The organism is Variovorax sp. GW823-FHT04F07 (assembly GCF_058795995.1).
The window spans coordinates 1860525-1872790 of sequence record NZ_JBXAIG010000001.1 but is presented as its reverse complement, the minus strand read 5'-3'; the positions used below and the strand labels follow the sequence as shown (position 1 = coordinate 1872790).

The following is a 12266-nucleotide window of genomic DNA, read 5'->3' as shown; positions in this document are numbered from 1 at the left end:
GCGGGCGCGTCGCCGTCCGCTGCAGGCCTTTGTGACTCGGTTTTCCGGTGTCGGCCGGCTCCGGCGGCCAGCGGGGCGCCAACCGCTCGACCGCCGGCGTGTACGCCGCGTGCGAATGGCCGCAGGAGCTTCAGGCCTTCAGGGCCTCGCTCGCCGCAGCGCGAATCCGGTCCGCCGATTGCCGCGCGCGCCGCATGATGCTGCGTGTGTCGTAGGCCAGCAGTCTGCCGTTGCGCTTCACGATCCGCCCGTCGACCATCACGGTGTCGACGTTGGCGGCGCTGCCGCTTTGCACGATGGCGGTCTCGACGTTGCCGACCGGGCCCATGTTCAGGTCCTGCGTGCGCACCAGGATGATGTCGGCGCGCTTGCCTTCGGTGATCGAGCCGGTGACGTCGCCCAGCCCCATGGCGATGGCGCCGTTGAGGGTCGCCATCTCGATCGCCTCGGGCACGCCGATCGCCTTCGATTGCGCGCTGGGCGTGCCGGCCCACGGCACGCCCAGGTTCCAGGTGAAGCGCATCGCCTCGAACATGTCGGGCGGCGCGATGGAGGTCGCGTCGCTCGACAACGAAATGGTCAGGCCCGCGTTGCGCATCGCGAAGAGCGCGGCGCGTGCATCGCCGGTGCTGCTGAGCCGCAGCTCGGAGTGCGTGGCAAAGGACAGCGGCGTTTTCGTGCGTGCCATGGCCGCCAGGTCGGCCGTGCTGGCGGGCACGTAGTGCGCGAGCATGAAATCCGGGCCCAGGTAGCCACGACGTTCGTAGTCGACCGCATCGACGTTGTTCGGTGCCTCCTGCGGCGCGTGGATCGCGACGGGCAAGCCGCTGGCCTTGGCGGCCTTCATCTCTTCATGGAACACGGCGTCGGTGCTCTGCTGCGGGCCGCGCAGGTTCAGCCCCAGGTGCACCAGCCCGTCGAAAGGCGAACGCTCGCCGAACCACTCGCGTCGCACGCGGGCCAGATCGTCGTAGCGGTTGAGTTCGTCGACGGGCATCTTGTCGACGTGGCCGTAGGCGTAGCGGGCGCGCAGCAGCGCGTGCTGGTGCGCACGCAGCTCGGCATCGGCATGGGCGGGGGAGCGGGTGTTGTGCGACCAGTTGTGCACGGTGGTGGTGCCGCCGTTCGCCAGCTCGGCGCAGCCCAGCATCACGCTGTTGTAGAAGTCGTCGGGCGTGTACAGGGTCGAGGTCGCGTTCTTGGCGGGGTAGTACGAGAAGCCGCCGTCGCGCGCGGTGAAGCTGCGGCCGATGGCGCTCCACATGTGATAGTGCGAATTGACGAAGCCCGGCATGACGATCATGTCGGTCGCATCGATGATCTCCGCGCCAGCCGGTGCGCTCAGGCCGCGCCCGATCTTCTCGATCACGCCGTTGCGGACCCATACGTCGGCGCGCGGCAGCACGCCTTTGGCGCGGTCGACCGTGATGACCGCGCCGTTGCGGATCAGGTAGTTGCCGCGTCGAAGGCCGGGCGATGTGGACGCACGCGCTGTGCGGGCCGACACCGATGCCGAGCCGACGAGCGCCGGCGCACCCGTGGCGGCGACCATCAAGGCGCCGACAAAACGGGTGAAGTCTCTCTTGGTTGTTTTCATGGGTCGACCGAGTGATTGAAGTGACGGAAAGAAGAAAGAAACGAAAGCCCGCTCAATACGCCTTGAGAAGAAAGGCCGCAGTCATCGCCAGCCCCGTCAACACGACGAAGCCGCGCACCACCTCGGGCTTCAGTCGCCGTGCGAGCATGCCGCCGGCATAGCCACCCACCGTGGCACCGAGGGCCATCCACAGCGCGTAGGTCCAGACGATCGCACCACTGGCCGCGTAGATCGCCACGGCGATCAGCGTCAGGATCGCGGAGACGAAGTTCTTGATGCCGTTCATGCGTCCCATGTCCGTGTGCCCCAGCGCACCAAGCACGGCGAGCAGCAGGATGCCGAGGCCGCCGTTGAAGTAGCCGCCATAGACGGCGACCGCGACGATGCCCAGGTCGGCGATCCAACGGCCTCGCGGCTTGTGGTTGTTGTCGGCGGCGGCGAGCCTTCGGCGCACCAGGCCGGGCCCGATCGCGAAGAGCAGCGTCGCGGCCAGCAGAAGCCACGGCACGATGCGGGCAAAGGCATGGTTCGACGTCGACAGCAGCAACGCCGCACCGCCCGCGCCGCCGAGCACCGACAGCACGCCCAGCCGCAGGAGCGAAGGCGACATCGGGCCCGACAGCTCCTTGCGCAATGCCCAGGCACCGGCCAGGTAGCCCGGCAGCAACGCGGCGGTCCCGGTGGCGTTGGCCGACACCAGCGGCACGCCGACCATCGCCAGTGCCGGCAGGGTCAGAAAACTGCCGCCGCCCGCCACGGCATTGAGTGCGCCGGCCAGGGCCGCGGCGCCGCCGAGCAGCGCCCCGTCGAGCAGCATCACGGCTTGCGTGCCGGCAGCGACATGCGGTCGGTGTGCAGCAGCAGCGTGAGCAGCACGCCGACAGCCGCCAGCAGCGTGATCTGCACCAGCCCGGCCGTGCTCCAGCCGAAGCGCGAGGCGATGCCGCCGATGATGAAGCCCGCGACTGCCCCCGCGCCGTACAGCGTGGTGACGAACACGCCCGTGGCGCGGCTCGTGAGCGAGGCATGCACCGCCTTGATGTGATACCCCGCCAGGTTCACGTACAGCACGCCGCTCACCACGAAGCCCCACGCGAAGGACAGCGCCGACTGCACCACCATGTCGGTGGGGCCCGAGAACATCAGGAAGCCCAGCAGGCCGGTGCCCATGAAGCTCGCCGAGAGCACGAGCTTGGGATGGAAGCGGTCACCGAGCCAGCCGCCGAAGATCGATGCGAACACACCGAAACCGAAGATGCTCATCACGCGGCCGGTGTCCGACGGCGTGTAGTGCAGGTGCTCGCGCAGGAAGGTCGGGTACATGCCCAGGTAACCATAGATGCAGAGCCCGCCGATGACGCTCATGCCAGTCAGCAGGGCCGTGTTGCGGTTCCACAGCGTGGTGGCGCCGCGCTGGTCGGCGCGCCCGCCGGTGGCCGCCACGTTCTCGGTCATGCGCTTGCTCACGGTGAGCGCGATGATCGCCATGGCCGCGAAGCCCGCGACGCCGAACACGATGAGCGGCAGGCGCCAATCGCGCTCGACACCGATCAGGTGGCCGCCGAGCAGCGGCCCCAGGATCGCGCCGATGCCGAAAGAGAAGTTGATGGCGCCCACGGCGGTGGCCCGGTAGCGCGCGAAGTAGCTCGCGGCGATGGCGATCACCACCGTCAGTTGCATCGCTTCGCCGATGCCGGTGACGGCCCGGTAGACGATCATGTCGGCGAAGCCGTACGAATAGGCCGCCAGCAGCGTGCCCAGCGAGAAGATCGCAATGCCGATCTGCAGCACCGTCTTGCGCGACAGCCGCGCCAGCAGATAGCCGGTCGGAATGCCGGCCACGGCCATGCCCAGCGTGAAGATGGTGGACAGCAAACCGGTGTCTGCCAGACTGAAGCCGAACTCCTTGCGCACGTCCGCGGCGATGAGCGGAAAGATCTGCCGGTCCATCGCGTTGAGCGCGTACGAGGCGAGCAGCACCAGGAACATGCCGATCTCCAGTGCGGTGATGGGCGCCTCGCGGCGCGCGCCACCGACCGCCGGTGAAATGACGGAGGTTGAGGAATGCACGTGTTGTCTCCTTCTCGCCGAGCGAGAAATCTGTTTGTTGTTCGTTCGTTGCACGGGATCGCCGGCGCTGTGCCGGCGAGGGTTCACGCAGCGGGGCTTGCCGCGCCGTACCAGTCGAGGATCTGCTCGCCGGTCAGGAAGGCCACGTCCTCATGTTGCTGGATGTGCGCCAGCGCTTCTCGGAAGTAGCGCAGACGGTGCGGCGCGCCCATGATGTAGGGGTGCACCACCAGCGCCATGACGCGGGCCGAGTCTTTCGCGTCGGCGTAGAGCTGTTCGAACTGGTCGATGGCGCGGTCGCGGTACTCGCTGGCCTTGTGGTGCTGGATCAGCATCATTGCCACGTCGTTGCATTCCTGCGTGTAGGGCACGTTCACGATCGTGCCGCCGTCGCGCGTCTTCAGCCGCACCGGCTGGTCGTCGAGCACCCAGTCGCACACGTACTCGTAGCCCTGCTCGGCCAGGATGTCGGGCGTGTGCCAGGTCTCTGTGAGCCCCGGGCCGAGCCAGCCGCGCGGGCGCTTGCCGGTGTAGGCGCGAATGGCCTCGGTGGTCTTGGCGATGTCCTCGACCTCGTCGGGGACCTTTTGCATGTTGCGCTGCCCGAAGCCGTGGCCGATGAACTCCCACTGGCGTTCCTTCGCCGCCTTGGCGATGGGCTCGTAGGCGCCGATGGCCGAACCGTTGATGGCGAGCGTGGCGTTGATGCCGAGTGCGTCGATCACTTCGAGCATGCGCCAGAAGCCGACGCGGTTGCCGTACTCGTGCCAGGCCCAGTTCGGGATGTCGGGCATCGGCGAACCGCCGGCCGGTGGTGTCAGCACGGTGCGGGGCATGGTCTCGTCGATGTTCCATTCCTCGACGTTGACGATCACCCAGACGGCCAATCGTTTGCCGCCGGGCAACTTCAGTGCGGGACGGTCCGCGATGGACGAGTACGAGATGCGTTCGAGTGGTTTCATGGTGTCTCCGTGTGCTGTTGCGGGCTCAGACGATCTCGACCTGCAGGGGCGCGAGCCCGTCGATGCGGCCGGTGAGCCTGTCGCCGCGCTGCACCGGGCCGACCCCTTCGGGCGTCCCGGTGAAGATCAGGTCGCCGGGTAGCAGGCGGTATTGCTTGGACAGCTCGCTGACGATCTCGTGGACATTCCAGATCATCTTTTCGAGCACCGAGTCTTGCCGCACCGCGCCGTTCACCGAGAGATTGAGTGTTCCCGAGCGGATGTGCCCGACCTTCGCCACCGGATGGATCGGGCCGCAGGGCGCCGAGTGATCGAAAGACTTGCCCTGTTCCCACGGCAGGCCGCGCTTGTTGCATTCGCGCTGGCGGTCACGCCGGGTCATGTCCAGGCCCGCAGCGTAGCCAAAGACGTGATCCAGCGCATCCTCGGGCGTCACGTTCGACGCATGGCTGCCGATGGCCACGACGAGTTCGAACTCGAACTGGAAGTCGTCCGTCAGCGTGGGGTAGGGCACGCGCCCGTCGGTCACCACCGAGTCGGACGGCTTCTGGAAGAAGAACGGCGGATCACGCTCGTCGCCTTCCTTCATCTCCCGGATGTGGGCCAGGTAGTTGCGGCCCACGCAGTAGACGCGGCGCACCGGAAAGCGTTGGTCGCTGTCCACGATGTCGATGGAGATGGGCTGGACTTGAAGGGCGTCGGTACGGATATCGGTCGCGCGCTCGGCCGTCGGGTGGGGGGACATGGGTTTGTCTCTCTGGAAGGTTTGGAAAGGAGTGGCTAGAGTCTAGGAACGAGGCCTTCTCACCTCAACGCGCAGGCTTGCGCAAAGATATGCAATCCTTGCGATCTTGAGATCAGCTCTTCATGCCACCCACGCCTTCCCTCGACGAATTCGTGCCGCCGCCCCGCGCCGGTGCCGCGCGTGCCGCCATCAGCAACTACACGATGGCGGCGCGGGCACAGCGCGCCTATTTCGGCATTCACGACCAGAGCAACTGCTTGCCGAATCCGGTGCCGCACCGGCACGAGTACTTCCAGATCTACGTCAACACGCGGGGCGAGACCACACACTACATCGGCGGCAACCAGCGCGCCATCGGCGCAGGCACGGTGAGCTTCGTGCTGCCCTTCCTGGTTCACTACATCCCGAACGCGGCCGACGGCGTGTTCCATGTGATCAACATCAGCAAGGACTACCTGCTGCCGTCGCTGGACCTCGACGTGTTCGAGCTGTCGGAGGTGCCGTTGTCACGCGCGCCCGAGCTCGCGCCTTTCCGGTTCCAGCATTGCCTGGATTTCCGCTTCGATGAAACCGAGACCCACCAGCTCCAAGCGCTGTGCGAACACATGGCGCAGGAAGCGCAGCGGCCGCCGGGCGAAGACACCGCCAGCCACCTGCTGATTCGCAGCCATCTGCTTCACCTGATCGGCATGGTGTGGCGGCGCTACGGCGAGGAGTTTCGCAACTGCGAGGCGCAGGGGATGGCCCTGCAGTCGTACCGGCCGGCGGTGCTGCGCTGCATCCGCTACATCAGTCGCAACCTCGCGCAGGAGCTGACGCTGGGCGATGCGGCGCATGCGAGCCATGTGTCGCCAACGCATCTGGCCCACCTGCTGAAGAGCGAAACGGGCAAGACCTTCCTGGAGCTGGTGACCGAACGCCGGATCGAGCGCGCCAAGACGCTGCTGGTCTTTACCGGCGCCTCTGCGGCGGAGATCGGCGAAAGCACCGGTTTCGGAGAGCCGACGCAGTTCGCGCGCCGTTTCGGGCAGATCGTGGGGGCGACGCCTTCCGCGTACCGGCGGCAATTTCAGCGAGGGGGGAATCGGACGTGGGACTGACGGCGCGATGCTCCCAGTAAGCAATCAGGCTCTCGAGCTTGACGTCGGTGGCTGCAAGTCCGACGTTGGCATTCGTTGCATGGCAGTCCTTCGCATACGGCGGCTCCAGACGGGTTGCCGACACTCAACCTGGCCCGCCTGAGTGTCCGCTTCCACTTGTGCTGCAGCCCCAGCCTGGCTTCTTCAAAACGAGCGCGGCAGACCGAGCAGATGTTCCGCGACATACGCGAGGATCAGGTTGGTCGAGATCGGCGCCACCTGGTAGAGCCGGGTCTCCCGGAATTTGCGTTCGACGTCGTACTCGTTGGCAAAGCCGAAACCGCCATGAAACTGCAGGCACGCATTGGCGGCCTCCCAGCTGGCCTTGGCGGCCAGGTACTTCGCCATGTTCGCTTCCGCGCCGCAAGGCTGTCGGGCGTCGAAAAGCTCGCAGGCACGCCAGCGCATGAGGTCGGCGGCTTCCACTTCGATGTGGCTCTCGGCAATCGGGAACTGCACGCCCTGGTTCTGACCGATGGGGCGGCCGAACACGACACGGTCCTTCACATACCCGGTCACGCGGTCGATGAACCACTTGCCGTCGCCGATGCATTCCGCGGCAATCAGCGTGCGCTCTGCGTTAAGCCCGTCGAGGATGTAGCGAAAGCCCTGGCCTTCCTCGCCGATCAGGTTGTCCGCCGGAATCTCCAGGTTTTCGATGAACAGCTCATTGGTCTCGTGGTTCACCATGTTCGCGATCGGCTGCACGGTCAGGCCGTTGCCGATGGCCTGGTGCAGGTCGACCAGAAAGATCGACATGCCTTCGGATTTCTTCTTCACCTCGGCCAGCGGCGTGGTGCGCGCCAAGAGGATCATCAGGTCGGAGTGCTGCACGCGCGAGATCCACACCTTCTGCCCGTTGACGACATAGGTGTCGCCCTTGCGCACGGCCGTGGTCTTGATCTTCGTGGTGTCGGTGCCGGTGGTGGGCTCGGTCACGCCCATCGACTGAAGCCGCAGCTCGCCACTGGCGATCCTTGGCAGGTAGCGGCTTTTCTGTGCCTCGCTGCCGTGGCGCAGCAGCGTGCCCATGTTGTACATCTGGCCGTGGCAGGCGCCGGAGTTGCCGCCGCAGCGGTTGATCTCCTCCATGATCACCGAGGCTTCCGCGAGCCCGAGGCCGGAACCGCCGTAGGACTGCGGGATCAGCGCTGCCAGCCAGCCCGCGGCAGTCAGTGCATCGACGAAGGCTTCGGGGTAGGCGCGTTGCTCGTCGATCTTGCGATGGTATTCGTCGGGAAACTCGGCGCACAGCGCGCGCACGGCGTCGCGGATGTCCTGGTAGTTGTCGGAAGAACGGTTCATGGTGTATCTCGATGGCAGGGTGAGTGGGGCATCGGCCGCGCGAGCGCGCGCATTCCTTGCGGCCAAGAGGGCGCAATGAACGACCGATGCAGGGAACGGAAAGAAGCGAAGGGGGCCGGGCGGCCCCGGGGTGTCAGGCGGGCGCCGTCATCAGTGGGATGAGTTCGCGCACGTCAGGCAGTTCTTCGAGCCGGCGCAGTGCCGAATCCAGTGTTTCGGCCTGGGATGGCGGCAGGCGTGGCTTGGTCGAGGCGCAGCAGGCCATGAACTTGGCCTGCTGATCCGGCGCGGGCAGCGGCCGGCCAGGGCTGCCGAGAAAGTGCGGCACGGCCAGCCGCAGCGTGTCGCCCCGTTTGAGCACCACCTCGACCACTTGCGGGCCCAGGGCGTTCGGGTTGGGGTTGCCGTCGTCCAGCACCTCGACCCGGCGTGCCAGTTCGAAGGTGCGCGCGTCGTTCAACGCGGGCGGGTCGAAGGCCTCGATGCCCACCCGGCCCTTGCGCAGCGCCGTGGCCACCACGTAGCCCATGCTGAGCTTGGCGCTGGCCGAGTCCATGCCAGGCTGCGCCGGCCGCCCCACAAGCCGTGCGATCAGCGGCGAGGCATGCACGCGTACGGTTTCCACGTCGTCCGCTCCGAAGCCATGCGCGGCCATGAGATCGACGACCGCATCGACGCCCGCGTGGGTCGCGCGGCCGGTGGGGTAGGGCTTGTGGCTCATGCGCGCGATCTGGAAGACCTGGCCGACGTCGTTCGCCACGTCGGCCCAGCGCGACTGGCCGAAGTCATAGAGTGCGAAGTAGCCGAACGGGCCCTCCAGGATGTCTCGCGGTCCCGGGAAGCCGGCACGCGCCAGTTCGAAGGCGGTGACGGCTGCGCGTGCGTTCAGGCCCACCTGCAGGCCGACCGCGGGCGAGCCCTCGGCATGGGCCTGCATGGTGCCGGAGAGGTGGCTGTACATGAGGCCGAGTGCGTTGTGCATCGTGTCGGCGTCCATGCCGGCGAGCTTGCACAGTGCGGCCGTGGCACCGAGGCCGCCGCACATGGCAGGGCGGAAGAAGCGCATCGGCGCACGCTGCGCCAGCGCGACATAGATGGCCACGTCGAGTCCCAGCGTCACCGCCGTGATCAACGCCTTGCCCGAGACGCCGCCTTCGCGTTGGGCATAGCCGAGTGCAGCCGGCACGATGCAGGCGAAGGCATGGACCACGGCGACGTCGTGCACCGCGTCGAATTCCTGGTTGAACACCTGGTAGGCGTTGAGCATCACGGCCGACGGGAATGGCAGCTTCTCGCCGCTGCCCCAGACCGTGACGGCGTCGCCGTCGCCCAGGGACTGCGCTGCCTGCTTGAGTGCCGGCATGCGCGGATGGCGCGAGCCGGAAATGCCGACGCCGATGGTGTCGTAGATGAACATCCGCGCCGCGTCCACCGCTTCGGGTGGCAGGGAGTCGAAATCGCGCGAGCGCACGTGGGCGATGAGGGTGTCGATGGCGTTCATTGAGGCATCGGGACAAAGGGGACGTCGCCGGACCGGGCAACGAGCGGCGCCGGCGCGGGGACCTGCGCGGCGTACCAGTCATGGAGGGATGAGCCCGTCACCACCCGCACCATCGGGTGCGCGAGCAGCAGGTCCAGCATGGCTTCGAAATCGCCGAAGCGGTGGGGCACGCCCATCAGGTGCGGATGCAGCCCGATGGCCAGCACCCGGGGCTGGCCGAGGCGGGCGACTTCGCGCGCAAAGACCTCCAGGGTGCGTTCGAGCCGCAGCTTCATTTCGGGCGAGGAGTGCTTCTCGACCGCATAGATCACCGAATCGTTGACCTCCAGCATGTAGGGCAGGGCCATCAGCGAACGGTGCTCGGTTTGCATCCAGCACGGCAAGTCGTCCAGGCACCAGTCGAACACATGGTCGATGCCGACGGCGGCGAGGATGTCGGGTGTGTCCGCCGCTTCGCGCAGCCCGGGCGAGAGCCAGCCGCGCGGACGAACGCCGGTGAAGGCGGCGATGCGGTCGAGCGACTTCACGATGGCTTCCGCCTGGGCGTGCCCGTCGAGTTGCGCCAGCGACTGCTGCTGCACCCCGTGGCCGATGAATTCCCAGCCGGCCTCCAGGATGGCCTGCGCGGCGCTCGGGTGCGAATCGATCACGGAGGCGTTGAGGCTGGCGGACGCGCGCAATCCGCGGCTGCGCAGCGCCTCGATCATGCGTGGCAGCCCGCAGCGCAGGCCGTACTCGGCCCAGCTGAAGTTCGGCACGTCGGGCACCGTCTCCTTGCCGTGCGGCGGCGTCAGCAGCGTGCGCGGCATGGGGCGGTCGAAAGGCCAGTGCTCCACGTTCACGACGATGTGCGCGAGGATGTGGCCGCCGTCCAGCGGCATCAACGGCGGGCGCTCGGACGAGAGTTGAAAGGGGACGCGTGGATTGCTCATGACGGGTTCTCTTGCGTGGTGGCGGTCATCGGTTCAGCTCCCTTCGAAACGCGGCGCGCGCCGCTCGGCAAATGCAGCCTGGCCTTCGGCGTAGTCCCGGCTGGCGAAGCACTGGCGCACCATCGCGTCGATCGCTTCCCGGGCCTGCGCTGTCGGGGGCTCCAGCGTAGCGAGAATCGCGGCCTTTGCGGCCCGCAAGGCCAGCGGCGCGTTCTGGGCGATCAGCGCCACGCGTGACGCTACTTCGGCGTCGAAGATCTCGGCGTCGATGCAGTCGTTGACCAGGCCCAGGCGCATCGCCTCGGGGGCGTGGAGGCTGCGCGCCGTGTAGAACAGGTCAAAGGTGGCCGGTGCGCCCAGCAATCTCACCAGCCGCTGCATGCCCTCGAACGCGTAACCCAGGCCGATGCGCGCGGCCGGCATGCGAAAGCGCGCGTTCGATGCGGCGAAGCGAAGGTCGCAGGCGAGGGCGATGCCTATGCCGCCGCCCATGCAGATGCCCTGGATGCGCGCCACTGTCGGCTTGGCGCATTCGGCCAGCACGCGCTGGGCGGTCGCCACCGCGTGGTCGTAGGCGGCCACGGCGTCGGTGCCGCTGCGCTGTTGCGCAAACTCGCTGATGTCGGCGCCCGAGACGAAAGCGGCGTCGCCTTCACCGGTGACGACAATCACGCGCACGGCACGGTCGTCGGCCAGCGCCTGTACGGCTTCGGCGAGCTGCTGCCACATGGCCAGCGTCATCGCGTTGTGTTTGCGCGCATGGCTGATCACCAGGGTCCCCACCCCCGCTGCGGTCTCGGTCCGGATGTGTCCTTCGCTCATACCGCGGCCTTCGCTTGCAGCTGTTCGATGTCGGAAGGCGTGTAGCCGATCTCGGTCAGCATCTCGGTGGTGTGCTCGCCCCAGGCCGGGGCGCCGTGCGCGATGCGCGCTGGCGTGCGCGCCAGCGTGATCGGCTGCGACACCAGCCGGTAGCGCCGGCCATTGCCCGCCTCCACATCCTGCGCGATGCCCAGGTGGTTCACCTGGGCGTCCTCGAAGACTTGCGGAATCGAATAGACGGGGCCCGCGGGCACGCCGGCGCGGTTCAGCAGTTCGACCCAGTGCGCAACCGTCTGGCTCTTGAAGACCTCGGCCAGGGCTTCGTTGAGTGCCAGCCGGTGTTCGACTCGCAGCTTCTCGGTGGCGAATTCGGGCACCGCCCTCAGCTGCGGAGCCTGCAGGCATTCGCACAACCGCACCCAGTTGCCTTCGCCGGACGCGCCGAGATTGAACACGCCGTCGCTGGCCTGGAAGAGGCCCATCGGGCTGCTCGTCGGGTGGTCGTTGCCTGCCTGGGCGGGCACGTCGCCGTCGTTGAGGTAGCGCGCGGCCTGGAAGTCCATCAGCGCCACCTGCGTGTGCAGCAGCGAGCCGTGCACCCATTGCCCCTGCCCGGAACGCTCGCGCTCCAGCAGCGCGATCAGGATGCCCGCTGCTGCATAGACGCCGGTGCCCGAATCGGCCACCGCGAGGCCGGCGCGCACGGGGCCCTGTGCCGGGAAGCCCGTGACCGACATCAACCCGCCCATGCCCTGGATGATCTGGTCGAAGCCCGGGCGCCAGGCATAGGGACCGTCCTGGCCGAAGCCCGAGATGCTCGCGAGGATGATCCGGGGATTGACCGCGCGCAGCGCCTCGTAGTCGATGCCCAGTCGCGCCTTGACGTCGGGGCGCCAGTTTTCCACCACCACGTCGGCTGTTTCCACCAGCCGCATGAACGCCTCGAGCCCTTCCGGCTTCTTGAGGTTCAGCGTCATCGATCGCTTGTTGCGGTTGAGGTTCTGGAAGTCGCCGCCCCAGCGGTCGGCTGCGAACATCGCCTCGTTCGGGTCGACACCCGCCGGGGGTTCGATGCGGATCACGTCGGCGCCGAAATCCGCAAGGATGCGCACGCATGTGGGGCCGGCGCGAACGCGGGACAGGTCGAGCACGCGAAAGCGCGCGAGGGCAGGGGAGGCGTTGATCTTGGGCAT

The 12266-nt window shown here is 67.3% G+C and carries 11 protein-coding genes; 1 reads left to right on the top strand and 10 read right to left on the bottom strand.

All coding sequences use genetic code 11. The features are described 5' to 3' along the window. Nucleotides 1-130: 130 nt before the first annotated feature. The 5 genes from AC1RAA_RS08665 to AC1RAA_RS08645 form a co-directional block, all read right to left on the bottom strand. The gene (locus AC1RAA_RS08665; protein WP_492727639.1) at nt 131-1597 is read right to left on the bottom strand and encodes an amidohydrolase family protein; all 1467 of its coding nucleotides are present in this window, start codon (nt 1595-1597) and stop codon (nt 131-133) included. A 52-nt stretch (nt 1598-1649) separates the two neighbouring features. Next, a complete protein-coding gene (locus AC1RAA_RS08660) occupies nt 1650-2411 on the bottom strand; it encodes a sulfite exporter TauE/SafE family protein (protein WP_492728346.1) in 762 nt (253 codons plus the stop codon). A gap of 2 nt (nt 2412-2413) precedes the next feature. Next, nucleotides 2414-3667, bottom strand: coding sequence for an MFS transporter (locus tag AC1RAA_RS08655; protein WP_492727638.1), 1254 nt, complete (start codon nt 3665-3667; stop codon nt 2414-2416). 83 nt (nt 3668-3750) lie between these two features. Beyond that, complete coding sequence (locus AC1RAA_RS08650) at nt 3751-4629, bottom strand: polysaccharide deacetylase family protein (protein WP_095946972.1); 879 nt, start codon at nt 4627-4629, stop codon at nt 3751-3753. Between the two features lie 25 nt (nt 4630-4654). Further along, nucleotides 4655-5374 carry a fumarylacetoacetate hydrolase family protein gene (locus tag AC1RAA_RS08645; RefSeq protein WP_492727637.1) on the bottom strand — a complete coding sequence of 240 codons (720 nt, stop codon included), beginning with the start codon at nt 5372-5374 and terminating at the stop codon, nt 4655-4657. Nucleotides 5375-5496: 122 nt separating this feature from the next. Between AC1RAA_RS08645 and AC1RAA_RS08640 the strand changes: the two genes are divergently transcribed. Then, on the top strand, nt 5497-6474 hold the full coding sequence (locus AC1RAA_RS08640) for an AraC family transcriptional regulator (RefSeq protein ID WP_307693362.1): 978 nt from the start codon (nt 5497-5499) through the stop codon (nt 6472-6474). A 183-nt stretch (nt 6475-6657) separates the two neighbouring features. Here AC1RAA_RS08640 and AC1RAA_RS08635 read toward each other — a convergent pair whose 3' ends face one another. The 5 genes from AC1RAA_RS08635 to AC1RAA_RS08615 form a co-directional block, all read right to left on the bottom strand. Beyond that, nucleotides 6658-7818 (bottom strand): acyl-CoA dehydrogenase family protein, encoded by a 1161-nt coding sequence (locus tag AC1RAA_RS08635; protein WP_492727636.1) that lies wholly within the window; start codon nt 7816-7818, stop codon nt 6658-6660. A 133-nt stretch (nt 7819-7951) separates the two neighbouring features. Then, nucleotides 7952-9319, bottom strand: coding sequence for an MmgE/PrpD family protein (locus AC1RAA_RS08630; RefSeq protein WP_492727635.1), 1368 nt, complete (start codon nt 9317-9319; stop codon nt 7952-7954). Beyond that, nucleotides 9316-10251 carry a polysaccharide deacetylase family protein gene (locus AC1RAA_RS08625; protein ID WP_492727634.1) on the bottom strand — a complete coding sequence of 312 codons (936 nt, stop codon included), beginning with the start codon at nt 10249-10251 and terminating at the stop codon, nt 9316-9318. Before AC1RAA_RS08625 ends, AC1RAA_RS08630 begins: the two co-directional genes overlap by 4 nt. Before the next feature lie 33 nt (nt 10252-10284). Next, complete coding sequence (locus tag AC1RAA_RS08620; RefSeq protein ID WP_492727633.1) at nt 10285-11073, bottom strand: enoyl-CoA hydratase; 789 nt, start codon at nt 11071-11073, stop codon at nt 10285-10287. Then, nucleotides 11070-12266, bottom strand: a complete 1197-nt coding sequence (locus tag AC1RAA_RS08615; RefSeq protein WP_492727632.1) for a CaiB/BaiF CoA transferase family protein — start codon at nt 12264-12266, stop codon at nt 11070-11072. Before AC1RAA_RS08615 ends, AC1RAA_RS08620 begins: the two co-directional genes overlap by 4 nt.